The organism is Dactylosporangium sucinum (genome assembly GCF_014647515.1).
Lineage (GTDB): Bacteria > Actinomycetota > Actinomycetes > Mycobacteriales > Micromonosporaceae > Dactylosporangium > Dactylosporangium sucinum.
Genome location: NZ_BMPI01000017.1, coordinates 77,912 through 101,171, shown reverse-complemented (window position 1 = coordinate 101,171; position 23,260 = coordinate 77,912). Strand labels below are relative to the sequence as shown.

General features: G+C 72.5%; 19 protein-coding genes, 1 tRNA gene and 1 pseudogene. 14 read left to right on the top strand and 7 right to left on the bottom strand.

What is annotated here, in order from left to right; translation table 11 throughout:
• The first annotated feature begins 3 nt into the window (after positions 1-3).
• From IEZ31_RS19265 to IEZ31_RS19245, 5 genes are all read left to right on the top strand, one after another.
• A complete protein-coding gene (locus IEZ31_RS19265; protein ID WP_190251282.1) occupies positions 4-1,590 on the top strand; it encodes an acyl-CoA carboxylase subunit beta in 1,587 nt (528 codons plus the stop codon).
• Positions 1,591-1,599: 9 nt separating this feature from the next.
• The gene (locus IEZ31_RS19260) at positions 1,600-3,621 is read left to right on the top strand and encodes an ATP-binding protein (protein WP_190251281.1); all 2,022 of its coding nucleotides are present in this window, start codon (positions 1,600-1,602) and stop codon (positions 3,619-3,621) included.
• Positions 3,622-3,644: 23 nt separating this feature from the next.
• A complete protein-coding gene (locus IEZ31_RS19255; RefSeq protein WP_190251280.1) occupies positions 3,645-4,805 on the top strand; it encodes an acyl-CoA dehydrogenase family protein in 1,161 nt (386 codons plus the stop codon).
• A gap of 128 nt (positions 4,806-4,933) precedes the next feature.
• On the top strand, positions 4,934-5,407 hold the full coding sequence (locus IEZ31_RS19250) for a hypothetical protein (RefSeq protein ID WP_190251279.1): 474 nt from the start codon (positions 4,934-4,936) through the stop codon (positions 5,405-5,407).
• On the top strand, positions 5,407-5,736 hold the full coding sequence (locus tag IEZ31_RS19245; protein WP_190251278.1) for a winged helix-turn-helix domain-containing protein: 330 nt from the start codon (positions 5,407-5,409) through the stop codon (positions 5,734-5,736). Before IEZ31_RS19250 ends, IEZ31_RS19245 begins: the two co-directional genes overlap by 1 nt.
• Positions 5,737-5,836: 100 nt before the next feature.
• Here the strand turns inward: IEZ31_RS19245 and IEZ31_RS19240 are convergent.
• The 3 genes from IEZ31_RS19240 to IEZ31_RS19230 all read right to left on the bottom strand — a co-directional run bounded on the left by IEZ31_RS19240 (position 5,837) and on the right by IEZ31_RS19230 (position 8,040).
• Positions 5,837-5,913, bottom strand: a tRNA-Pro gene (locus tag IEZ31_RS19240).
• 73 nt (positions 5,914-5,986) lie between these two features.
• Complete coding sequence (locus IEZ31_RS19235) at positions 5,987-7,150, bottom strand: alpha/beta hydrolase family protein (RefSeq protein WP_190251277.1); 1,164 nt, start codon at positions 7,148-7,150, stop codon at positions 5,987-5,989.
• The gene (locus IEZ31_RS19230) at positions 7,147-8,040 is read right to left on the bottom strand and encodes a metallophosphoesterase (protein WP_190251276.1); all 894 of its coding nucleotides are present in this window, start codon (positions 8,038-8,040) and stop codon (positions 7,147-7,149) included. Before IEZ31_RS19230 ends, IEZ31_RS19235 begins: the two co-directional genes overlap by 4 nt.
• A gap of 64 nt (positions 8,041-8,104) precedes the next feature.
• On the opposite strand from IEZ31_RS19230, the gene IEZ31_RS19225 reads away from it, so the two are divergent.
• Entirely contained in the window at positions 8,105-8,554 is a 450-nt protein-coding gene (locus tag IEZ31_RS19225) for a GatB/YqeY domain-containing protein (protein WP_190251275.1), read from the top strand.
• 79 nt (positions 8,555-8,633) lie between these two features.
• Here the strand turns inward: IEZ31_RS19225 and IEZ31_RS19220 are convergent, their stop codons facing one another.
• A complete protein-coding gene (locus IEZ31_RS19220) occupies positions 8,634-11,078 on the bottom strand; it encodes a transglycosylase domain-containing protein (RefSeq protein WP_190251274.1) in 2,445 nt (814 codons plus the stop codon).
• A gap of 431 nt (positions 11,079-11,509) precedes the next feature.
• Between IEZ31_RS19220 and IEZ31_RS19215 the strand changes: the two genes are divergently transcribed.
• Positions 11,510-11,818 (top strand): WhiB family transcriptional regulator, encoded by a 309-nt coding sequence (locus tag IEZ31_RS19215; RefSeq protein WP_190251273.1) that lies wholly within the window; start codon positions 11,510-11,512, stop codon positions 11,816-11,818.
• 193 nt (positions 11,819-12,011) lie between these two features.
• On the opposite strand, the gene bagB is transcribed toward IEZ31_RS19215, so the two are convergent.
• From bagB to IEZ31_RS19200, 3 genes are all read right to left on the bottom strand, one after another.
• Complete coding sequence (bagB, locus tag IEZ31_RS19210) at positions 12,012-13,148, bottom strand: ArsA family ATPase (protein ID WP_190251272.1); 1,137 nt, start codon at positions 13,146-13,148, stop codon at positions 12,012-12,014.
• Positions 13,132-14,154 (bottom strand): ATPase BagA, encoded by a 1,023-nt coding sequence (bagA, locus tag IEZ31_RS19205; RefSeq protein ID WP_229835507.1) that lies wholly within the window; start codon positions 14,152-14,154, stop codon positions 13,132-13,134. The genes bagB and bagA overlap by 17 nt, the downstream gene beginning before the upstream one ends.
• 70 nt (positions 14,155-14,224) lie before the next feature.
• Positions 14,225-15,094, bottom strand: a complete 870-nt coding sequence (locus IEZ31_RS19200; protein WP_190251270.1) for an Rv0361 family membrane protein — start codon at positions 15,092-15,094, stop codon at positions 14,225-14,227.
• Positions 15,095-15,219: 125 nt separating this feature from the next.
• Here IEZ31_RS19200 and sp36 point away from each other — a divergent pair, with 125 nt between their 5' ends.
• From sp36 to IEZ31_RS19165, 7 genes and pseudogenes are all read left to right on the top strand, one after another.
• Positions 15,220-15,378: a Sp36 family protein gene (sp36, locus tag IEZ31_RS19195; RefSeq protein WP_190251269.1), complete on the top strand. Its 159-nt coding sequence runs from the start codon at positions 15,220-15,222 to the stop codon at positions 15,376-15,378.
• A 1-nt stretch (position 15,379) separates the two neighbouring features.
• Positions 15,380-15,838, top strand: coding sequence for a RidA family protein (locus IEZ31_RS19190; RefSeq protein WP_190251268.1), 459 nt, complete (start codon positions 15,380-15,382; stop codon positions 15,836-15,838).
• 87 nt (positions 15,839-15,925) lie between these two features.
• Positions 15,926-16,705, top strand: coding sequence for an MBL fold metallo-hydrolase (locus IEZ31_RS19185; RefSeq protein WP_229835505.1), 780 nt, complete (start codon positions 15,926-15,928; stop codon positions 16,703-16,705).
• Positions 16,706-16,800: 95 nt separating this feature from the next.
• Positions 16,801-20,322, top strand: a pseudogene (locus tag IEZ31_RS19180) (adenylate/guanylate cyclase domain-containing protein); the annotation flags it as partial.
• 39 nt (positions 20,323-20,361) lie between these two features.
• Positions 20,362-21,897, top strand: coding sequence for a serine/threonine-protein kinase (locus IEZ31_RS19175; RefSeq protein ID WP_308429410.1), 1,536 nt, complete (start codon positions 20,362-20,364; stop codon positions 21,895-21,897).
• Positions 21,898-21,937: 40 nt separating this feature from the next.
• Entirely contained in the window at positions 21,938-22,567 is a 630-nt protein-coding gene (locus IEZ31_RS19170) for a UdgX family uracil-DNA binding protein (protein WP_229835504.1), read from the top strand.
• 148 nt (positions 22,568-22,715) lie between these two features.
• Positions 22,716-23,213 (top strand): GGDEF domain-containing protein, encoded by a 498-nt coding sequence (locus tag IEZ31_RS19165; RefSeq protein WP_190251339.1) that lies wholly within the window; start codon positions 22,716-22,718, stop codon positions 23,211-23,213.
• Positions 23,214-23,260: the final 47 nt, after the last annotated feature.

Genomic DNA, 23,260 nt, shown 5'->3' with positions numbered 1-23,260 from the left:
GGCATGCCGGTGTTGACGAGCAACCTCGACCCGCGGAGCACGGCCTACCGCGAGAACCGCGAGGCGATGCTGGAGCGGCTGACCGAGCTGGAGTCGGCGCTGCGGCAGGCGCGCGGCGGCGGTGGCGAGAAGTACGTGACCCGCCACCACGCGCGCGGCAAGCTCCTCCCCCGCGAGCGGATCGAGCTGCTGATCGACCGCGACGCGCCGTTCCTGGAGGTGTGCCCGGTGGCCGCCTGGGGCACCGACTACCCGGTCGGGGCGAGCGTGGTGACCGGCATCGGCATCGTCGAGGGCCAGCCGTGCGTGATCGTCGCCAACGACCCGACGGTGCGGGGCGGGGCCGTGAACCCGTACTCGCTGAAGAAGACCCAGCGGGCCCACCAGATCGCCCGCGAGAACCGGCTACCGATGATCAACCTGGTCGAGTCGGGCGGCGCCGACCTGCCGCAGCAGGCGGAGATCTTCATTCCGGGCGGCGCGGCGTTCCGCGACCTGACCCGGCTGTCGGCGCAGAACATCCCGACCGTCGCCGTGGTGTTCGGCAACGCGACGGCCGGCGGCGCGTACGTGCCGGGCATGTCCGACTACACGATCTTCGTGCGCGACCGGGCCAAGGTGTTCCTGGCCGGCCCGCCGCTGGTGAAGATGGCCACCGGCGAGACGGTCGACGACGAGACGCTCGGCGGCGCGCTCATGCACGCGACCCGCTCGGGCCTGGCCGACTTCGTCGCCGAGGACGAGCGCGACGCGCTGCGGCTGGCCCGCTCATGCGTGAAGAACTTCGCCGGCTTCGCCGGCCGCAGCTACGGCGCCGAGCCCAAGCTCGACCCCGAGGACCTGCTCGGCATCCCGTCGGCCGACCTGCGGGTGCCGTTCGACCCGCGCGAGATCCTGGCCCGGGTGCTCGACGGCAGCGAGTTCGACGAGTTCAAGCCGGCCTACGGCACGGCGCTGTGCACCGGCTGGGGCGCGGTGCACGGCCACCGGGTCGGGGTGCTGGCCAACGTCCGCGGCATCCTGTTCTCCCAGGAGGCGCAGAAGGCGGCGCAGTTCATCCAGCTCGCCAACGCGAGCGGGACGCCGCTGATCTTCCTGCAGAACACCACCGGCTACATGGTCGGCAGCGAGTACGAGCAGGGCGGCATCATCAAGCACGGCGCACTGATGATCAACGCGGTGGCCAACTCGCGGGTGCCGCACCTGACGATCAACATCGGCGCCTCCTACGGCGCCGGCAACTACGGCATGTGCGGCCGGGCCTTCGAGCCCCGGTTCCTGTTCACCTGGCCCAACGCGAAGTCGGCGGTGATGGGGCCGCAGCAGCTGGCCGGCGTGCTGTCGATCGTCGCCCGCCAGGCGGCCGAGGCGAAGGGCCACACCTACGACGAGGAGCAGGACCGCACGATGCGGTTCATGGTCGAGCACAAGGTCGAGCAGGAGTCGGCGGCGCTGTTCCTGTCCGGGCGCCTGTACGACGACGGCGTCATCGACCCGCGCGACACCCGCACGGTCCTCGGCATGTGCCTGGCGTTGGTCGACGCCGCGGGCGCCGACGGTCCGGCTCACTTCGGCGTCTTCCGACACTAGGGGTACAACGTGATTCGCAGGCTGCTGGTCGCCAACCGCGGCGAGATCGCGCGCCGGGTCTTCGCCACCTGCCGGTCCATGGGCATCGAGACGGTCGCGGTGTACTCCGACGCGGATGCCGACTCGCCGCACGTCGGCGAGGCCGACTACGCGGTACACCTGCCGGGAAGCGCGCCGAACGCCACCTATCTGCGCGGTGACCTGCTGATCGCGGCCGCGCGCAAGTGCGGCGCCGACGCGGTGCACCCGGGGTACGGCTTCCTCTCGGAGAACGCCGACTTCGCGCGGGCCGTCATCGACGCCGGCCTCACCTGGGTCGGGCCATCGCCGAAGGCCATCGCCATGATGGGCTCGAAGCTGGAGGCGAAGCAGCTGCTCGCCGACGTCGGCGTGCCGATGCTGCCGACCGCCGTCGAGCCGGAGCAGGTCGACACGTTCCCGGTGCTGGTCAAGGCGTCGGCCGGCGGTGGCGGGCGGGGCATGCGGGTGGTCCGCGACCGCGAGGCGCTGGCCGAGGCCGTGGCCGCCGCGCGGCGGGAGGCGGCGTCGGCGTTCGGCGACGGGACGGTGTTCTGCGAGCGGTACATCGAGCGCGCCCGCCACATCGAAGTGCAGATCATGGCCGACTCGCACGGTAACGTCGTGCCGCTCGGCGAGCGCGAGTGCTCCATCCAGCGGCGCCACCAGAAGATCGTCGAGGAGACCCCGTCGCCGGCGGTCGACGCGACGCTGCGCGAGAAGCTCTGCCAGGCCGCCATCGCCGCCGCCCGCGCGGTCTCCTACGTCGGCGCCGGCACCGTCGAGTTCCTGCTCGCGCCGTCCGGCGAGTTCTTCTTCCTGGAGATGAACACCCGCCTGCAGGTCGAGCACCCGGTGACCGAGTGCGTGATCGGGGTCGACATCGTCCGGCTCCAGCTGCACGTCGCCGAGGGCGGCACGCTGCCGTTCAACGGGTCGCCGCCGCTGCGCGGCCACGCGATCGAGGTCCGCCTCTACGCGGAGGATCCGGCGTACGCCTGGATGCCGTCGACCGGCACGCTGCACCGCTTCGACGTGCCGGGCGCCGGGCACGCCTTCGGCCCGCTGACCGCACCCGGCCTGCGGCTCGACTCGGGCGTCACCGACGGCTCGGTCATCGGCGTGCACTACGACCCGATGCTCGCCAAGCTCATCGCCTGGGCGCCCACCCGCGCCGAGGCCGCCCGGATGCTGTCCAACGCGCTGGCCCGGGCCCGCATCCACGGCGTCACGACCAACCGCGACCTGCTGGTCCGGGTGCTGCGCCACTCGGCGTTCCTGTCCGGCGGCACCGACACCGGCTTCCTCGACCGGCACCCGGAGGTGTTCGCGCCGCTGCTGTCGTCGGTCGACGCGGTGCGGCTGTCGTGCCTCGCGGTCGCGCTGGCCGGCGCCGCGCGGCGGGGCAAGTCGGCCGCGCTGCCGGGCCTGCCGTCCGGCTGGCGCAACGTTCCCAGCGCCCTGCAGACGGTGGTGTACGAGGGGCCGACCGGCACGATCGAGGTCGGCTACCGGCTGGACCGCAGCAACGACCTGGCCGCCTGGGCGGTGCGCCGGATCGACCCGGAGGACATCGGCCTGCCCGGCGCCGCCCTCGACCCGACCGGCGCGCCCGACCACCCGCCGGCGGCGATCCTCTCCGCCACCGGCGAGCGGGTCGTGCTCGACGTCGCCGGGGTGCGCCTGCAGTTCGCGGTGCACGAGGTCGACGGGGTGTCGTTCGTGGACAGTCCCGAGGGGTCGATGACGCTCACGGAGCTCCCGCGGTACCCGCTGCCCGTCGCCGAGCAGCCCGAGGGCTCACTGGTCGCGCCGCTGCCCGGCGCGGTCGGGCGGGTCCTCGTCGTCCCCGGCCAGCGGGTCGCCGCCGGCGAGCTCCTGCTGACCGTGGAGGCGATGAAGCTCGAACACCCCGTGCACGCCCCCACCGACGGTGTCATCAGCGACCTGCGGGTCGCGGCCGGCTCGCAGGTCGAGTCCGGCGCACTGCTGGCGGTGCTCACCCCCTCGTAGTTCGTTCTTCTTTGGAGCCTTCGTTGGACTTCGACTACACCCCTCAACAGCAAGACCTCCGCGACGCCGTCGCCAAGCTCGGCAAGCGCTACGGTCACGAGTACTTCGTGCGCAAGGCCAAGGCGGGCGAACACTCCGACGAGCTGTGGCAGGACGCCGGCCGGCTCGGCTACCTCGGCGTCAGCGTCCCGGAGGAGTTCGGCGGCGGCGGTGGCGGGATCACCGAGCTGGCGATCGTGTGCGAGGAGCTGGCGGCGGCGGGGTCGCCGCTGCTGCTGCTCGTGGTGTCGCCGGCCATCGTCTCGACGATCGTCAACCGCCACGGCACGCCCGCGCAGCGCTCGGCGCTGCTGCCGGGCTTCGCCGACGGCTCGCTGAAGATGTGCTTCGCCATCACGGAGCCCGATGCCGGCTCCAACTTCCACAAGCTGTCGACGGTCGCGCGGGCTTCTTCCGACGGCTACGTCCTGACCGGCCGGAAGGTGTACATCTCGGGCGTCGACGAGTGCTCCCACGTGCTCGTCGTCGCCCGGCTCGCGGACGAGCGGACCGGGAAACTGAAGCCGGCCCTGTTCCTGGTGCCCTGTGACGCGCCCGGTCTGACCGCGTCGAAGCTGGAGATGGAGATCGTCTCCCCCGAGAACCAGTTCCTGCTGTTCCTGGACGACGTGGAGGTACCGGCGTCGGCCCTGATCGGCGAGGACGTGGAGGCCGGCCTGCCGGCGCTGTTCGCCGGGCTGAACCCGGAGCGCATCACGGTCGCCGCGATGGCGTGCGGGGTCGCCCGGTACGCGCTGGAGCGGGCGTCGACCTACGCCGCGACCCGCTCGGTGTGGGGCCGCCCGATCGGCAGCCACCAGGGCGTGGCCCACCCGCTCGCCCACGCGCACATCCAGGTGGAGCTGGCCCGCCTGATGGTGGCCAAGGCGGCCGCGCTGTACGACGCGGGCCGCGACCTGGAGGCGGGCGTGGCCGCGAACATGGCCAAGTACGCCTCCGCGGACGCGGCCGCCCTGGCCGTGGACACGGCGATCCAGGCGCTGGGCGGCAACGGCATGACGACGGAGTACGGCGTGGCAACCCTGCTGGGCTCGGTCCGCGCGGGCCGGATCGCCCCGGTGTCACGGGAGATGATCCTCAACTTCGTCGCCCAGCACCTCCTGGGCCAGGAGAAGTCCTACTGAGCCGGCGCCGGCCGCGCGCCGGCGTGGCGGGACGAGGCTGCTGCCCACCTGGTCCGACTGTTTTCCTCTAAGGAAAGTATCTGCTACTTTCCTTAGAGGAAAGCAGTCCAACGATCAAGGATGGGTCCATGCACCCTCGCGATGCGCAGTCTTCGCTCGACGACATCCGACGCCTCCAGGACAGGACTCGGGAGCAGGTCGTCCGCCAGGGCTTCGCCCTCCCGTACGTCCTGCTCGCAGCCTTGGGCCTTCTTGTCGGGCTGGCGTCCATCGATCTCCGGAACCCTTGGCGCACCGCCGCGGTCCTGCTTGGGTTCGGACTCTTCGTCGCAGTGGGGATCGTGCGCGAGCGGCGGGCCCTGGTGCGGCGAAAGCCCACCAGCCCGGAGTGGCTGTTCTGGGTGGGACTGCCGGCCGGGCTGATGCTGCTGTTCGGCGCCTTCCGAATCGCCGCCTGGGCGTTGTTCAGTCTTCCGTCGCACGGACTGATGTCACAGGGCACGATCGCCGCTACGGCCACGGCTGCCACCTACGTCGCCATGACGCCATTGACCCGCCGGGCCTTCAAGAAGATCGTGCTGCGCGACGGCGGACGGGCCTGATGGACCCCCGCTTTGACGAGTTTCTGCACGTCCCGGCACGGTTGTCGATCGTCGCCCTGCTGGCACCGGCCGCCTGGGTGGACTTCGGTTTCCTGAGGGACGCGATCGGGACGAGCGATTCGGCCCTGTCCAAGCATGTCTCAGCATTGGCCGAGGCCGGGTACGTCACGGTTCGCAAAGACCAGCAAAGCCGGGCACGGCGCACCTCCGTGCAGCTCACCCCGCAAGGACGGCAAGCGTTTCAGCGACACGCGGCCGCGCTGGAGCTCATCGTCGCGGCCGCCGCCACGGAGCCACCGGGGCCGGACGGTTCGATTCCCCATTCCTAGACCGTGCGTGGTGCCCCCGGTCCACTCCCGAACGGTGCCAGAGACGGTTCAGGGCCGATCTCCTCGTCTGAGGAAACCGGCCCTGGCCTGGTGTTTCACGTGGTCGGGGTAGCCGGATTTGAACCGACGACCTCTTCGTCCCGAACGAAGCGCGCTACCAAGCTGCGCTATACCCCGAGCGTGCCGAGTAATCGTAGCCCACCCGCGCCGAGCCTCCAACTCGGTATCCCCCACCCGGCGCGACCTGCCCTTACAGGGACTTCAGGAAGTTGCGCAGGTTGGTCTCGTAGGCGGACGGGTCCAGGTTCCAGCCGCGGCAGTGGCCGGCCTCACGCGTCTCGACCAGAGTGACGTGCGTTGAGGACTGGGCGAACTCGATCGTCGGCCACGGGGCCACCGTGCGGTCGTCGTGGTCCACGTAGATCAGCGTCGGGACGTCCAGGCGGCCGGCCACCGGGCGGTAGTCCAGGTCGGCCGCGCGCACGCCCAGGCGGTGCTGGATGAGCTTCAGCGCCGTCCAGGTCCACGGCGGGGGCACGTTGAGCTGGCGGGCGTTCATCTGCAGGGTGGCCACCCAGTCGACGACCGGGCAGTCGAGGACCATGCCGCGGAGGAAGCCCTCGTGGTCCCAGTTGCGCAGCAGGTTGAGGATGGCGGCGCCGCCCATCGACCAGCCCATCAGGATGACCTGGCGGGCGCCGCGGGAGCGGGCGTAGGTCAGGGCGGACCGGATGTCGTGCCACTCGGTGTGGCCCAGGTGGAAGCGGTTGTCGGAGGACGGCGGGGCCTCGGGGTCGTTGCGGTATGTGACCACGAGGGTCGGGTGGCCGCTCTCGGCCAGGGTCGGCAGGGCGCGCAGGGCCTCCCCGCGCGGGGCGCCCCGGCCGTGGACGGCGATGATCCAGGTGTCGTCGGCCGTCTCCGTCGTCGGCGGCACCAGCCAGGCGGGCAGGTCGCCGAGCTCGCCCGGCACCGTGACCTCCTCGAATGGTAGGCCGCGGGCCGACAGCGGGTCGCCCTCGAACACGTAACCGGACGTGTATCCACGGATGCCGGGCAGGAGCGTGCCCCGGGTGACTTCCGTCACCTCCCGGGTGACCGAGGCCCGGTCGAGCGAGATCACCTCGCCCAGCCGGGCGTGGCCGGCGGCCCAGACGAACGACAGCGGCATCGAGCGGGCCGTGTCCGGGGTGCGGGTCAGGGTGACCTGACCGCGCAGGTACGAGCGGACGCGCACCGGGTAGACCCGAGCACCGCCGACGTTCAGCACCTGGCCGGCCAGGAACCAGCCGGCTCCGGCGGTACCGGTGGGCAGCAGCACCGCCAGGCCGGCGGCGCCCGCGATGCCCGCGTAGGCGGCGCGCCGGGGCCAGCTCCGGATCGTCGGCAGCGGGGCCGGCGGTGTGGTGGTCATCGCGGGATGAGCGTCAGGATCGACGCCTCCGGCGGGCAGGCGAACCGGACCGGCGCGGTCGGATGGGTGCCCAGGCCGGCGGACACGTGCAGGAACGCCGACGAGTACGGCCAGCGGTGCAGGCCCTTGGCCATCCGGCGGTCGAGGCCGCAGTTGGTCACCAGCGCGCCGTAGAACGGGACCGCCACCTGGCCGCCGTGGGTGTGCCCGGCCAGCAGCAGGTCGAAGCCGTCGTCGGCCATCCGGTCGAGGATGCGCGGCTCGGGCGAGTGGGTCAGGCCGATGCGGACGTCGACGTCCGGGGACGCCGGGCCGGCGACCGCGTCGTAGTCGTCGCGGTCGACGTGCGGGTCGTCGACGCCGACCAGCTCGATCGTGCGCCCGCCGGCCTTCAGCGTGGTGCGGGCGTTGTTCAGGTCGGCCCAGCCGGAGCCGGTCAGCAGGTCGCGCAGCTCCTCGGTCGGCAGGACGGCGCCCTGCACGTATGGCCTGTTCTTGTTGAAGTAGCCGAACGGGTTCTTGAGCCTGGGGCCGCGGTAGTCGTTCGACCCGAACACGAAGGCGCCGGGGCGGTCGAGGAGCGGGGTCAGGGCCCGCACCACGGCCGGGACGGCGTCGACGTGCGCCATGTTGTCGCCGGTCACCACGACCAGGTCGGGGTCGGTGCCGGCCAGCTCAGCGATCCAGCGCTGCTTGCGGTGCTGCTCCGGGGTCAGGTGAAAGTCGCTGAGGTGCAGGATGCGCAGCGGCTCGGCGTCGGGGGCCAGCACCGGCACGTCGAACCTGCGCAGGGTGAACATGTTGCGCTCGACGAGCGAGGCGTAGGCAAGGGCAGCGGCGCCGGCCGCGACGGTGCCGGTCGCGAGGCGCAGTACGGTCTTCGAGCGCATTGACTCAGCCTACCGGCCGCTTTGCAAGCCAATATGGACAAGATCCGACGGATAGACTTCGTTCATGTTGAAGGAACGCCTGGAGTCCGACCTCCGCGACGCCATGAAGGCGCGTGACGAGCTCGTGACGTCGACCCTGCGGATGGCGATCGCCGCGGTACGCAATGCGGAGGTCGCCGGGAAGTCCGCCCGTGAGCTGTCCGACGACGAGATCCTCGGGGTGCTCACCAAGGAGGCCAAGAAGCGCCGAGAGGCGGCGGAGGCGTTCGCCGAGGCCGGCCGCGAGGCGCAGGCCGCGAAGGAGCGCGCCGAGGAGGAGGTCATCGCCGGCTACCTGCCGAAGCAGTTGTCGGACGAGGAGCTCAACGGGATCGTGCGCGACGCGCTGGCGGCCGCCGGGCTCAGCGGCATGGGCAGCATGGGTCCGGCCATGAAGGCCGCTCAGGCGGCTGTCGCGGGCCGGGCCGAGGGCGGCCGGGTCGCGGCCGCGGTGAAGGCCCAGCTGGCCGCCTGAGCAAGGCACCGGCTACCGCGAATCACAACGGCGGGCGACCTCCCGGAGGAGGCGCCCGCCGTTCGTCGTTCCGCGGACCTCAGCAGACCCAGGGCAGCGGACACTCGCCGTTGCGGCGTCCGGGTGGGTTGTCGCCGTTGTTGCCGTTGTTCGTGTACGGCGGGGCGCCCGCCCCCGGGCCCTTGCTGATGACCAGCGAGACGGGGCCGCCGCGGACCGTCGCACCGCCGGGCTCGGTGCGCGCGACCGTGCCGGCCGGGCAGTCCGACGCCACCTGCTGCGACGACACCGAGACGTTGAACCCGGCGTTGCGGATCTTGTTGCGGGCCTGGTCGACGGAGAGGCACTTCACCGACGGAATGTCGACGAGCTTGCCCTGCGACTTGTCCCTGGTCGGCGCGATGAAGCCGACCACCGGCTTGCCGTTGAGGCCGTCGCGCAGCGTGGCCAGCGCGGCGTTGTTGATCGGAGGGTGCTTCATGTCCTTGTTGGTCTCGGGCCAGTCCGGGTCGGTGAGGAAGCCGGAGACCGCGAGTTGCTTCGTCATGACGACGAACGTCGCGCTCTTCTCCGAGTCGGTGGTGCCGGTCTTGCCGGCGATCGGCCGCTTCACGAAGCTGCGGGCGTAACCGGCGGTCGCGCCGGCGCACTTGCCGTTGGCGGACTGGTCGCCCATCGGGCAGCGGGCCATGTCGACGGCGGCGCGGGCCACCTCGGGGTCGACGACCTGCTTGCACTTGGGCTCGACACCGGCGACCTTGTTGCCCTTGTTGTCCTTGAGCTCCAGGATCGGCGTGGGGTCGCAGTAGACGCCGTCGGCCGCGAGCGTGCCGTAGGCGTTGGCCAGCTGCAGCGGCGTCGTCGCGCTGACGCCGAGCGTGAAGGCGCCCCAGCCCTTGGCGTTGGCCGCGTTGTCCTTGTCGACCTGCGTGTTGAACTGGATGCCGAGCCGCTTGGCCACGTCGACCACCTTGTCGGCGCCGACCTGCTGCTCCAGCGGCACGAAGTACGTGTTGATCGAGCTGCCGAAGGCGGTCCACATGTTGTACGGACCGGACTGCCCACCGGCGTTCTTCGGGCAGTAGTAGGGGCCGTTGCAGGCCGCCGGGCTCTTCGGGTCGATGCGGTAGTTCGACTGGAACTGTTTCTCGGTGTTGATCGTGGTGGCGAGCGGCAGGCCCGACTCCAGCGCCGCGACGGCGGTGAACATCTTGAACGTCGACCCGGCCTGATAGCCCGGGATGTCGGCGTCACCCGTCACGATCGGGACCGTCGTGTTGGGCCAGTTGCCCTTCTGGCCCTTCTTACCCGGGTTGGTGTTGTTGCCGTTGGCGGTCTGGTCGTTACTGAACTTGCGGTTCGTGGCGATCGCCTGGACCCGGCCGGTGCCGGGCTCGATCGCGGCCAGCATCAGCGCCTGCGACTGGCCCAGCTTGACCTGCTGGTCCTTCGAGACGTTGGGTTGCTGCTGCGCGTACTTGAACGCGGCCGTCTGGGTCTGGATGTCCAGCGACGACACCACGGTGTAGCCGCCGGACCGCAACCGGTTGGCCCGCTGGTAGGTGTCCTCGCCGAACAGCGGCTGGTCGAGCCACCAGCGGCGCAGGTAGTCGCAGAAGAAGCCGGCGCCGAGCGTGGGCTGCTGCACGTACTCGCAGCCCTCCGGCGTGCGCTTGCCGATGATGTTGAGCTTCACCGCGGCGGCCTCGTCGGCCTGCTGCTTGTTGATATACCCCATCGCGACCATCTGGTTGAGCACGTACTTCTGCCGGTTGAGCGCCACCGGCAGGCCCTCGGCCGTCGCCGGGTCGCTCGTGCCGGGCGCCTTGACCAGGCCGGCGATGAGGGCGGCCTCGGGCAGCGTCAGGTCCTTCGGGTCCTTCTCGAAGTAGACGTGCGAGGCGGCGAAGATGCCGTATGACCCGTGACCGTAGGAGGCGATGTTGAGGTACCGCTCGAGAATCTCGTCCTTGCTGAGCTTCTTCTCCAGGTCGATCGCGTACTTCATCTCGCGCAGCTTGCGCGTCGGGGTCTTGTCGGTGGCGTCCACGACCTCCTGCGGCGTCTTGGCCGAGTAGGAGATCGCCTGCCGCACATACTGCATCGTGAGGGTCGAGGCACCCTGCTCCGTCTGGCCGCCGGCGTTCTGGTTCGCCACGAACGCGCGGGCGACACCCTTCACGTCAACACCGCGGTGCTGGTAGAAGCGGTTGTCCTCGGCCGCGACGATGGCCTTGCGCATAACGTCGGCGACGTCCGCCAGCGGAACATCGCGCCGATTCTCGTCGTACATCATCGCCAGCAGCGTCTTGCCGTCGGATGCGTAAACGTAAGAGATCTGCGGCGAAGGCAGCACATCGATGTCGGTCGGAAGATTGTCGAACGTGTCGGCGCCGGCCTTCGCGGCCAGGCCCGACATCGCGACCGCAGGGAACGCGGCCGCAGCGACCACAAGGCCCGCCAAGAGCCCACACAGCAGTAAAGAAGCCGCGTTGGGCAGCAGGCCGTGCTCGCGTTTGCGCATCCAGGTCACCGCCTCAGACTACGTGACGACGTCATAAGGCCGCGTCCTGACGGTGCGGCCCTCGTTGTCTAAGACGCGTGACACTGAGCGTGAGGTTGACCCGTAGCCGAGTCTGATCCATGAATCTCTGACGTGCGGGCATTTTGGGTAAATCGCACCCGGTCGTGACGCCGCGGTTGCACGCTTCGGCCCTTTGGGGGATCGCAATGGGCCGGTTAACCTGGTGCAACAACGTTGCGTAACTGGACGACTACAGAGCATGATGTTCCGGAAAGCTCCTCTCGGGGTTCCCGTGGCCGGGGACCCTGCCGTCGCGCCGCACGAATCGGCGAACTGCACCCGAATGCCATGGGGGACGTGGTTTGGGCGCTTTTCGCCGGGGCAACAGCGGCGGATGGACCCGGGGGGAGTCCAAGGGGGGAAGAGGAAATATGAGCATGGTCGTCGACTGGCCCAGCATCGCCGCGTGTCGCAATGGCGACCCGGACGCATTGTTCGTCCAGGGCGCCGAGCAGAACGTGGCGAAGCGGATCTGCCGCAGCTGTCCTGTGCGGTACGAGTGCCTGGCGGACGCCCTGGACAACCGTATCGAGTTCGGCGTCTGGGGCGGTATGACCGAGCGCGAACGCCGTGCGCTGCTGCGCCGTCACCCGCAGGTGCCCAGCTGGCGCAAGATGTTCGAAGCGGCCATGGACCGCAACTCGAAGGATGCCACCAAGGAGCTGGTCCCGACCGGCTGAGGCGCCGGAAACAGCTCAGATGCGGCGCGCAGCGCCGCATGGGGGGTGTGGGGTGGGAACCCCCCACAAAAACCGTGGGCGCCAGCCCGCGGAGCCGGAAACAGCTCGAGTGCGGCGCGCAGCGCCGCATGGGGGGTGTGGGGTGGGAACCCCCCACAAAACCGTGGGCGCCAGCCCGCGGAGCCGGAAACAGCTACGCGAAGGTCAAACCAATAGAGCGCAGCCCGTCGAGGTCGTGGACGTCGGCGGGCTGTGCGGGGACCCGGGCCACCGCAACGCCCGGGTGCGCGTTGAAGAAACGGCCGGAGACCTCGGCCTGGCGATCGTGCTGATCGGCCAGCTCAGCATGGACGCGGAGCACGTCAGCGGTCGAAGCGTGGGTGCCCAGCTCGTCGAGCCGGGCCGCGGCCGCGCGCGCGTCGGCGGCGGCCAGCTGCGGCGCCGCCACCGGCACGACCCGGTTGAGCACCAGGCCGGCCAGCGGCATGCGGTCGGCGGCGAGCCGGCCGGCGAAGTACACCGCTTCCCGCACCGCGTCCGGCTCGGGAGCCGCAACCACGAGGAAGGCGGTCTCGGGGGCCTGCAGCACGCGGTACGTCTGCTCGGCCCGCTCGCGGAAGCCGCCGAACATGGAGTCGAGCGCGCCGACGAAGCCGGACAGATCAGTCAGCAGCTGCGCGCCGAGAATCTTGGTGACGGTGCGGCTGAACAGGCCGAACGAGGCGGAGACCAGGTTGAACACGCTGCGCCCGCCGGCCCGGGCCGGGGCGAGCAGCAGCCGCAGCATCTTGCCGTCGAGGAACCGCGACAGCCGGGCCGGCGCGTCGAGGAAGTCCAGCGCGGAGCGGGACGGCGGCGTGTCGACCACGATGAGGTCCCACTCGTCGCGGGCGCGCAGCTGGCCCAGCTTCTCCATCGCCATGTACTCCTGGGTGCCGGAGAACGTCGAGCTCATGGCCTGGTAGAAGGGGTTGGCGAAGATCTCCTCGGCCTTCTTCGGGTCGGTGTGCGTGAGCACGACCTCGTCGAAGGTCCGCTTCATGTCGAGCATCATGGCCTGCAGCTCGGCCGAGTCGGGCTGGAGGCCCTTGACCTGCCGCGGGGTGTTGTCGAGCTCGGTGAGGCCGAGCGCCTGGGCGAGCCGGCGGGCCGGGTCGATGGTCAGGACGACCGTGCGCCGGCCGTGCTCCTCGGCCGCCCGCAGCGCGAGCGCGGCCGCGGTTGTCGTCTTTCCGACACCGCCGGAGCCGCAGCACACCACGATCCGGATCGCGGGGTCGGCGAGGAGCGCGTCGACGTCCAGGTCCGGCGGCTCAGCGTTCACTCGCACCTAGCGAGCGTATCCGCTCCGTACCCGCGTCAGCAGACGTGAGCAGCAGATCACCGAGTGACTCCAGCGACGCGGCCGTGACGCCCTCCGGAACGATCGGCAGCTCGACCACCGGCCGGCCAAGACCCTGCAGGTCGGCGCGCAGCGAGGCCTCGGCGGCGACCCGGGTCTGGTAGGCCTTCGCCTCGCCGACCAGGCCCGCCAGCGTCTCCTTGTCGGGCGCGAGGCCGGCGGCGGTCAGCCCTTTGCGCAGGTCGGCCTGGGTGACCTTGGCCCCCGCCAGCATGGGTGGCCGGGTGGCGTTCACGATGACGGTACCGATGGGAATCCCCAGCCGGGTCAGCTCCTCGATCGCGTCGGCGGTCTCCTGGACGGGCATCTCCTCCAGCAGGGTGACCACGTGCACCGCGGTCATCGGCGAGCGCAGGATCGCCGCCACGCCCTCGCTCTGCGTCTTGATCGGCCCGACCTTGGCCAGCCGCGCGGTCTCGGCCGTCACGTTGAGGAACCGGCCGATCCGCCCGGTCGGCGGCGCGTCGAGCACGACGGCGTCGTAGACCCGCCGGCCGTCGACGGTGCGCGTCACCGCCTCCTTGATCTTGCCGGTGAGCAGCACGTCACGCAGGCCGGGCGCGATCGTGGTGGCGAAGTCGACGGCGCCGACCTTGCGCAGCGCCCGCCCGGCGACGCCCAGCCGGTAGAACATCTCGAGGTACTCCAGGAGCGCCTCCTCGACGTCGACCGCCAGCGCCCGCAGCTCCCCGCCGCCCTGGGCGGTGGCGATCCGGGTCTCCCGGTAGGGCAGCGGGTCGCGTTCGAACAGCTGAGCGATGCCCTGCCGCGCCTCGACCTCGATGAGCAGCGTGCGCCGGCCGTCCCGCGCGAGCGCCAGGGCCAGCGCCGCGGCGACCGTCGTCTTGCCGGTCCCACCCTTGCCGGTGACCACATGCAGACGGGCAGGCCAGCCGTAGCTGCCCCGCCCGTCCGAAGACTCGCGTGCCGTCACGCCTTCGACGCTACCTGGTCCTCGCCGGGGATCACGTAAGGCCAAGAGCCGAAGGCCGCAGCCCAAGAAATCAGGCGGCAGTGATCTCGCACACGAACCAACCATTGTCGTTCGTGGCGAGGAACTTGTACTTCGTTTCTGCGACCTTCTCGTCACTCGTGGCAACCTTCACCGGCACCGTGAGCGTGGCGGTGGAGCCCTCCTGCTTGTCGACGGTCGGCGTCGGCCAGGTGTACTCGGGGCTGCTGAGGCCCGCGTCGTACTTGCGGATGTCGTCGACCCGCTGGGCCAGCTTCTCCTTGTTGCGCGCCGACGCGCACACGAACTTGAGCGCCTCGTCCGTGTTCTTGTCCTTGTAGACGGCCTTGAGGAACCCGTTGACCGCCTCGACCGCGCTGGTCTGGCCCTTGCCGGAGTTGCCCTTGACGACGAAGTAGGCCGCCGCGCCACCGCCGCCGCAGAGCACCAGGACCGCGGCGAGCACGATGAGGGTGATCGTCAGGCCGCGGTTCTTCTTCGGCGGGGGCATCGGCTGGTACCCCGGGAAGCCCGACGTCGGCGCCGGCGGCCCGGAGAACGGGGGCGCCATCCCGCCCTGCATCGGCCCGGTGGGGAACTGGCCGGTGGGCGGCGGCGGGAACTGGCTGGTCGGGGGCCCGAAGTGGCCGGTCGGCGGCGGCCCGCCGGGGAACTGGCCGGTCGGCGCCGCATACTGCTGCGCGGGGTCCTGGTAGGGCTGCGGCGCCGGTGGGTAGTACGGCTGGCCGGAGGTCGGCGGGGCGGACGTGGGCGGCGCCGCGTAGGGGTCGTGCACCGGCGGGGACGGCGGCCAACCCTGCCCCGGCGGCGGGGCCTGCGGCGGCTGGCCGGGCATGGCGTAAGGGTCGCCCGGCTGGCCTGGGTACTCCGGTTGACCCGGGTACTGCGGCGGTTGCGTCATCTCTCCCACCTCTGTGCGACACCTCTATGCCCCGGCAGTGTGCGGCGGCGGCCATCACAGTAGCGGCACAAAGCACATCGCGGGGTACACCGATATCAGGCTGTGCCCACCGATACTGTCGCCACATGCAGAAATGGGAGTACCTGACCGCGCCGCTGCTGGTGCACAACACCAAGATGATCCTCGACAACTTCGGCGAGGAGGGCTGGGAGCTCGTGGCGATCGTCCCCGGCCCCAACCCGGAGAACCTCGTCGCGTATTTCAAGCGGCCGAAGGCGGGCTGACATGGCCGACGTCCACGCCCGCCTCGCCGAGCTCGGGCTGCAGATCCCGCCGGTCGTGCCGCCGGTCGCCGCCTACGTGCCGGCCGTACAGACGGGCAACTACGTCTACGTCTCCGGCCAGGTCCCGCTGGCCGACGGCAAGCTGCTCGCCGAGGGCCTGGTGGGCGCCGACGTCACCGCCGAGCAGGCCAAGGAGGCGGCCCGCCAGTGCGGCATCAACGCGCTCGCCGCCGTCGAGGGGCTGGTCGGGCTGGGCCGGGTCGTGCGGGTCGTGAAGATCGTCGGGTTCGTCGCCTCGGCGCCGGGCTTCACCGGCCAGCCGGGCGTCGTCAACGGCGCCAGCGAGCTCTTCGGCGAGGTGTTCGGCGAGGCCGGCAAGCACGCGCGCAGCGCCGTCGGCGTCGCCGCGCTCCCACTCAATGCGCCGGTCGAGGTCGAGGCCATCTTCGAGATCGCCTGAGCGCTGTCGTCCGACCGGCTGTGCGGAGCCGTCCCATGGCCGGTCGGGTGACGTGTCGGGGGAACCGGCCCGCCGTACGATCGCATCGTGGTAAGCCACGTCACCGCCCCCACCGCCCAGGTGCTCGACGCGTTGCCCGGCTGGGTGACGCTCGTCCGCGCCCCCAACCCGGGTCCGATGACGCTCGACGGCACCAACACCTGGCTCCTCCGCGCGCCCGGGAAGAGTTGCGTGGTGGTCGACCCAGGCCCGCTCGACGAGGGCCACCTGCGGGCCGTCGCCGAGCACGCGCCGGTGGCCGCCATCCTGCTCACCCACGGCCACATCGACCATACGGAGGGTGTCGAGCGCCTCGCCGAGCTCACCGGCGCGCCGATCCACCACCCGCCCGTGCGCGCGGACTTCGAGGTCGACGGGCTGACGGTGACGTCGCTGGCCACGCCGGGGCACACCAGCGACTCGGTCTGCTTCGTGGCGAGCTACCGGGGCGAGGAGCTGGTCCTCACCGGCGACACCATCCTCGGCCGCGGGACGACCGTCGTGGCCTGGCCCGACGGCGACCTCGGCGACTACCTGAGCAGCCTGGGGACCCTCGCGGGGCTCGACGGCCGCCCGGCGCTGCCCGGGCACGGGCCGGCGCTCACCGACACCGCGGTCGCCGCCCGCTACTACCACCAGCATCGCGAGGCCCGGCTCGAGCAGGTCCGCGCCGCCGTCGCGGCCGGCGCCACCGACGCGCCGGAGGTCGTGGCGATGGTCTACGCCGACGTCGACCGGGTCCTGTGGCCGGCGGCCGAGTCGTCCGTGCGCGCACAGCTGGACTTTCTGAGGCGGGAATCACATCCCACCCCGAGCGAGTTGGGGTAGGACGTGGGCGGTCCGGAGCGAAGCGGAGGGGCCGGCCACCAGAGGCTCAGTTCGGCGAGGTCACGACGGCGCCGGAGCGAAGCGGAGGTGGCGGCGTGACGTGTTCGGTGTGCGGGACCGTGGCCGTTCCCGGCGCGCGGTTCTGCCACCATTGCGGCTCCGCGCTCGCGGCCGCGGCCACCCTGCCGGCCGCCGAGCGGCGGATCGTCACCGTGCTCTTCGGCGACCTCTCCGACTTCACCGCCTGGTCCGAGGACCTCGACCCGGAACGGGTCGGCGCCGTCACCGACCGGGTGCTGGCCGCGCTGGCCGGCGCGGTCAAGACCTTCGGCGGGCACGTCGACAAGCTCACCGGTGACGGCATCATGGCCGTCTTCGGCGCGCCCGTCGCCCACGAGGACGACGCCGAGCGTGCGGTGCGGGCCGCCCTGTCGATGCAGCGCGCCGTGCGCCGGGTGCTCGACGACGAGCGCGGCGGCGGCGCCCCGCTCGGCCTGCGCATCGGGCTGAACACCGGCACGGTCGTCGCCGGGGTGCAGGCCGGGATCGAGTACACGGTCATCGGCGACACGGTGAACACCGCGGCCCGGCTGGCCGACGCCGCCGCGATCGGCGCCGTCTACGCGGGCGACCGGACCGCCTCGTCCACCCGCCGGCTCGCCTCCTGGCGGGCGCTGCGGCCGCTGCGACTCAAGGGCAAGCGGGAGCCGGTCGACGCGTTCGAGCTGCTCGGCCTGCTCGACGCCCCCGGCACCCGGTCGGGCCTGGGCGACGAGGCGCCGTTCGTCGGGCGCGACGCCGAGCTGGCCCGCGTCTCCGGCCGGCTGGCCGAGATCGCCGACCGGCAGGAGCCGCGCGTGCTGGTCTTCACCGGCGAGGCCGGGCTCGGCAAGAGCCGGCTGGCCGGCGAGATCGAGCGGTTCGCGGCCGGGTACCTCGGCGGCGCCGGCTACACCCCGAGCGCCGGCTTCGCCCCCGGCGGCGGCGCCCGCGTGCTGTCGGTGCACTGCGCCGCGTTCGGCGAGCGACGCCGGCTGGCCCCGCTGGCCGACCTGGTCCGCGGCGCGATCGGCCTGCCCGCCGACGTCGCGCTGACCCGCGAGGCCGTCGAGGAGCGCCTGCGCCGGATGGCCCAGCGGCTCGCCCGGGCCGCCCGCGGCCGGCCCGAGCCGCCCCGGTTCGCCAGCGACCTGCTGCTCAGCCTGATCGGCTACACGGAGACGGTCGGCGACACCGGCTGGGTCGCGCCCGGCGGCAAGCCGGACGAGCTCGACCTCAACGCCATCCCCAACGCGGTCGCCGAGCTGCTGTCCGGCCTCGCGGCCGAGACGCCGCTCGTGGTCATCGTCGACGACCTGCACGACGCCACCCCGGAGACCCTGGACGGGCTCGGCGCGACGATCGAGGAGCTCACCGGCCCGGTGCTCATCGTGTTGCTCGGCCGCCCGGAGCTGGTCCGCTCGGCCGGCGTGCTCACGCACATCTCCGACGCCGAGGTGGTGCCGATCCCGCCGTTGCGCGGCGCCGACGCGGCCCGCCTGCTCACCGCCTACCTCGGCGGCGGGCGCCTCGCCGCGCCCGACGAGGACCGGCTGCTCGCCACCGCCCAGGGCAACCCGTTCTACCTGGCCGAGCTGGTCACCCTGCTGCAGGAGCGGGGCGCCCTGACCACCGTCGCCGGCGCCGACCCGCCCGGCTGGCGGCTCACGCCCGGCTCGCTCGGCGGCCGGCTGCTCTCCCGCGACCTGGCCGCCGTCCTGGCGGCGCGCATCGACGCGCTGCCCGTCGACACCCGCGCCGTGCTGCGCGACGCGGCCGTCATCGGCGACACGGTGCCGGCCCGCGCGCTGGAGGCGCTGCGGTTCAACCCGCCCGGCCAGCCGGCCCGGCCGGCGGTCGTCGCCGCGGTCGAGCTGGAGCGGGCCGTCGAGGAGCTGCTGCAGCGCCGCATGCTGCGCCGCGGCCGAGGCGGGTTCGCGTTCGCGACCCCGCTGCTGCGCGAGGCCGCATACGCCGGGATCGGCAAGGCCGACCTCGCCGAGCGGCACGCCGCGCTGTCCCGGTGGGCGGCCGCCGCCGTCTCGGCCTACCTCGCCTCAGGCGGCACCGGCAACGTGCCCGGCCTCAACATGACCCTCGGCGCGGCCGACGCGTTCATCGCCGAGCACGCCGAGAGCGCCGGCCGGCTCGCCGACGTGGTCGGCCTGCGGCCCGACTCGCTGGCCCGCTCGGCCGCGCCGCTCGGCGTGCAGGCGCTCGGCCGGGCCGCCCGCGCCGCGCTGGCGACCGGGGAGCCGGCCCAGGCCGCACAGGCCGCCGACCGGGCCGCGGCGCTGAGCGGCGGTGCGCTGCCGGCCGCCGACCGGCTCGTGCACGCACGCGCCTTGCTGCAGCTCGGCCGTACCGCTGAAGCCCTCGCCCACGCGGAGAAGGTGTCCGCCAACGCGGGCGACGACGCCGCGGTGCGCGTCGGCGCGCTCCTCGTCGCCGGCCGGGCCTACCGGGCGGCCGGCGACCACCGGCGCAGCTACCAGACGTTGACCGAGGCCCTGGAGGCGGCGACGGCGGCCGGCCTGACCTACGAGCGCGGCGACGCGATGCGCCGGCTCGGCATGGCCGACTTCCTGGAGGGGCGGCTCGCCGAGGCGGGCGGCCGGTTCGCCGAGTCGTTCCAGGTCGCGGTCATGTCCGGCGACCGGCGGGCCCAGGCCTGGTCGCTGCAGCACCTCGCCTGGGTGAGCACCACCCGCGGCGACTTCGCCGGCGCCGACGCCGCCCTCGGGCGGGCCGCGCGCCGCTTCGCCGAGCTCGGCGACCCCGTCGGGCGGGCCTGGCTGCGCGGCACCACGGCGTTCGTGCGGCTGCTCGCCGGCCGGCTCGGCGAGGCGCGGCGGCTGGCCAAGGCGTTCCTGCCGTTCGGCGAGCGGGTCGGCGACGCGTGGGCGGTCGGCACGCTGCGCGCCGTCGAGGCGTTCGCCGCGGCCGAGAGCGGCGACCTGGCCGAGGCCGACCGCGAGGCCCGCCGGGCATACCGCGAGTTCGCCGCCGCCGGCGACGACTGGGGCCGCGGCCTCGCGCTCGTCGTGCGGGGCGTGGTCGCCCGCGGCCTCGACGAGCCGGCGCACGCCTACGACCTGCTCTCCGACGCCACCGAGTACGGCGAGAAGACCGGCCACCCGCTGCTCATCGGCATGTCCCGGACGCTGCGCGGATTCGTCAGCCTCGACCGGGGCGACGCGGCGGCGGCCGAGGCCGACGCGCGGGCCGTGCTCAACGTCGTCGAGACCCACGACGTGCTCGACGCGGCCAAGGTCGGGCCGAAGGTGCTCTTCGGGCTGGCCCGGCTGGCCCAGGGCGACGTCGAGGCGGCCCTGGACGTGCTCGGGTGCGTCGCCGCCGAGCGCCCGGCCCCGTCGGTGATCTTCTCCCGGCGACACGCCGTGGCCGCCTACGCCGGCGCGCTGCTGGCCGCCGGGCGCAACGCCGAGGCCCTCGACTGGGCCCGCCAGGCGCAGACCCTGGCTGGTGAGGACGTGCGCAGCCGGATCTACGCGGAGACGGTACTGGCGGAGGCGCTCGACGCGAACGGACAGTGTGCCCCGGCTGTGGCCGATGCGTGACGGCGAATGCCGGGCGGCTGTCGTACCGTTCTTGCCGTGACCGCATCGGCCCCTATCCCCACGGTCCCCGGCCTCACCGGGTTCGCCGTGCTGGCCCGCGGCGGCTACGCCACGGTCTACCGGGCCGTGCAGGAGTCCGTCGGCCGCGACGTCGCCGTGAAGGTGGAGAACCGCACGCTGGAGACCGAGCGCGACCGCCGGCGGTTCCTGCGCGAGGCCCGGGCCGCCGGCCGGATGTCGAGCCACCCGCACGTCGTCGACCTCTTCGACGCGGGTGTGACCACCGACGGCCACCCGTACCTGATCATGGAGCTGTGTGACGGCTCGTATGCCGAGCGCATGCGCAGCGCCCCGCTGTCGGCGGCCGAGGTCCGGGAGGTCGGGTTCAAGATCGCCGATGCGCTCGCCGACGCCCACTCGCTCGGCGTGCTGCACCGCGACGTGAAGCCGGCCAACATCCTGTTCAGCCGCTTCGGCGAGCCGGCGCTGGCCGACTTCGGCCTGGCCATCCTGGCCGAGTGGCGCGACGTGTCGATCACGCTCGACGTCCTCACCCCGGCCTATGCGCCGCCGGAGACGTTCCGGCACGCACCGCCCGCGCCGGCCGCCGACGTCTACGCACTGTGCGCGACGCTCTACGCGCTGATGCGGGGCAAGCCGCCGCGCTGGCGCGAGGACCAGATGCCGAGCCTGATGTCGCTGGTCGACATGTTCCACGAGCACATCCCCGACCTGCCCGGCTGCCCGGCCGAGCTGATGGAGATCCTGCGGGCCGGCATGTCCAACGACGAGTCGGCCCGGCCGAGCGCGATCGAGCTGCGCGACCGGCTCATCGCCGTGCGCCTCGACCCGGTGCCGCAGGTCATCGTGCCACCGCTGGGCTCGCCCCCGGTCGAACCGGTCTACACGCCGCCCCCGGTGGACCCGGCGCACACTCCCCCGACTCCGAACCGCCTGCTCGCGTCGCCGTTCATGTCCGGGGGCGACCCGGAGCAGACGGTGCCACACGGGCCGTTGGCGCCGCCGGCCGACCCGTTCGTGCCGCCCGTGCGGCCGACGCCGCCGGTCAACCGGCGCGGCATCGCCCTGCTCGTGACCGGCGCCGTCCTGGTCGTCGCCGCGCTGGTCAGCGTCGGCATCGCCTACGGGCTGCACGGCGGGACGCCCACGGACGGCCCGACGACCGGCCCGACGGCGACCGCGACGGCGGCCCTGCCGGCGATCGACTGCGGCTTCGACGCGCCGGCGGAGGCCCGGTGCACGAGCGCCGTCGAGTGCTACGACGCCGACCACAACGCGGTGTCCTGCGCCGGCAAGCACACCTGGGAGCTGTTCGCGTTCGGCGAGCTCAACAAGGGCAGCCGGGTCAGCAGCACGTCGCAGTCGCCGGTGCGCGAGGTGTGCGGCCGCGGCGTGCTCATCCTCGTCGACATCAACGCCACGGCCTGGAAGACGGACGTGATCCTGCCGACCCTGGAGGCGCAGCAGGCCGGCCCGACGACGTTCCGCTGCCTGGCCGGCAAGGGCCCCGACGCGCTGACCGGCCAGCAGTTGCGGAAGCCCAAGAAGTAGGCCCTGTGTCACCCGGCCGGTGGCGGGTATGTCCAACCGTATGTCGGCTGAGGAGTACGTCCCGGAGGGCGCCGACCTCGACGAGCTACGCGAGGCCGTGCAGCGCTGCCGCGGGTGCCCGCTGTACCGGGACGCCACGCAGGCCGTCTTCGGCGCGGGCGCGGCCGGGGCCCGGATCCTGGTCGTCGGCGAGCAGCCCGGCGACGTCGAGGACCGCCGCGGCGAGCCGTTCGTCGGGCCGGCCGGGAAGCTGCTGGACCGCGCGTTCGACGCGGCCGGGCTGGACCGCGGGCTGATGTACGTCACCAACGCCGTCAAACACTTCAAGTACCGCGCGTCGGCGCCCGGCAAGCGGCGCATCCACCAGACGCCCGACCAGCGCGAGATCACCGCCTGCCGGCCCTGGCTGGTCGAGGAGTTCCGGCAGCTGCGCCCGGCCCAGGTGGTCGCGCTCGGGGCCACCGCCGGCAAGGCGCTGTTGGGCCCGTCGTTCCGGGTGACGCAGCAGCGGGGCGTACCGCTGGCCGTGCCGGAGGAGTTCCCGGCCGCGCCCGGCGCGGTGCTGGTCGCGACCATCCACCCGTCGGCGGTGCTGCGCGCCGACGACCGGGACGCAGCGTTCGACGGCCTCGTCAGAGACCTCGAGACGCTGCGGAGCCCGGCCGCCTGAACCCGTTACTTCCAGCGCTTGGCGGACCAGGTGCGGGAGCTCCAGTAGTGACCGCTCCAGTAATGGCCGGACCAGGTGCCGCCGGACCAGTAGTGCCCGGACCACGTGTCGTCGTACCAGGCCTCGACCGCGCGCCGCCCTCGACGACCTGCTGCACCGCGACGGCACCCTGGACGCCGCCAGGCTGCTCCTGTTCGACGTCGACCACTTCAAGACGGTCAACGACGCCTTCGGCCACCAGCGCGGCGACGTCCTGCTGCGCCAGCTCGCCGAGCGGATCCAGGAGCTGATCCGCTCCGACGACCTGCTGTGCCGCTACGGCGGCGACGAGTTCGTGCTGCTGCTGCCGCACACCGGGCCGGAGGAGGCACTCCGGCTGGCGATCCGGCTCGCTGACGAGGTCCGGGCCCGCGAGTTCCCGGGGACCCCGCCGCTGCATCTCTCGATCAGCCTCGGAGTGGCGAGCAGCCCCGCCGACGGCGCCGACGCCGAGGCCCTCGTCGCAGCCGCCGACCGCCGCAACTACCTGGCCAAACGGCGCGGGCGCGGGCAGGCCGTGGGCGACACGTCGAGGCGACCGCCGCGGACGGGTCGTCGCGGCTGTGGGAGCGCGACGGCCAGCTCACCGTCGCGCAGGAGTTCCTGACCCGGGTCGCGGCCGGGCTGCCGGGCGCGCTGCGCGTCGCCGGCCCG

What these genes read in the sequence shown, in the direction of transcription:
- IEZ31_RS19245 (WP_190251278.1), top strand. Translation starts at nt 5,407, where the DNA reads ATGGACCCCCGCTTTGACGAGTTTCTGCACGTCCCGGCACGGTTGTCG.
- IEZ31_RS19225 (WP_190251275.1), top strand. Translation starts at nt 8,105, where the DNA reads ATGTTGAAGGAACGCCTGGAGTCCGACCTCCGCGACGCCATGAAGGCG.
- IEZ31_RS19235 (WP_190251277.1), bottom strand. Translation starts at nt 7,150, where the DNA reads ATGACCACCACACCGCCGGCCCCGCTGCCGACGATCCGGAGCTGGCCC.
- IEZ31_RS19220 (WP_190251274.1), bottom strand. Translation starts at nt 11,078, where the DNA reads ATGCGCAAACGCGAGCACGGCCTGCTGCCCAACGCGGCTTCTTTACTG.
- IEZ31_RS19265 (WP_190251282.1), top strand. Translation starts at nt 4, where the DNA reads ATGCCGGTGTTGACGAGCAACCTCGACCCGCGGAGCACGGCCTACCGC.
- IEZ31_RS19170 (WP_229835504.1), top strand. Translation starts at nt 21,938, where the DNA reads ATGTCGGCTGAGGAGTACGTCCCGGAGGGCGCCGACCTCGACGAGCTA.
- sp36 (WP_190251269.1), top strand. Translation starts at nt 15,220, where the DNA reads ATGCAGAAATGGGAGTACCTGACCGCGCCGCTGCTGGTGCACAACACC.
- IEZ31_RS19230 (WP_190251276.1), bottom strand. Translation starts at nt 8,040, where the DNA reads ATGCGCTCGAAGACCGTACTGCGCCTCGCGACCGGCACCGTCGCGGCC.
- IEZ31_RS19200 (WP_190251270.1), bottom strand. Translation starts at nt 15,094, where the DNA reads ATGACGCAACCGCCGCAGTACCCGGGTCAACCGGAGTACCCAGGCCAG.
- IEZ31_RS19215 (WP_190251273.1), top strand. Translation starts at nt 11,510, where the DNA reads ATGAGCATGGTCGTCGACTGGCCCAGCATCGCCGCGTGTCGCAATGGC.
- IEZ31_RS19250 (WP_190251279.1), top strand. Translation starts at nt 4,934, where the DNA reads ATGCACCCTCGCGATGCGCAGTCTTCGCTCGACGACATCCGACGCCTC.
- IEZ31_RS19190 (WP_190251268.1), top strand. Translation starts at nt 15,380, where the DNA reads ATGGCCGACGTCCACGCCCGCCTCGCCGAGCTCGGGCTGCAGATCCCG.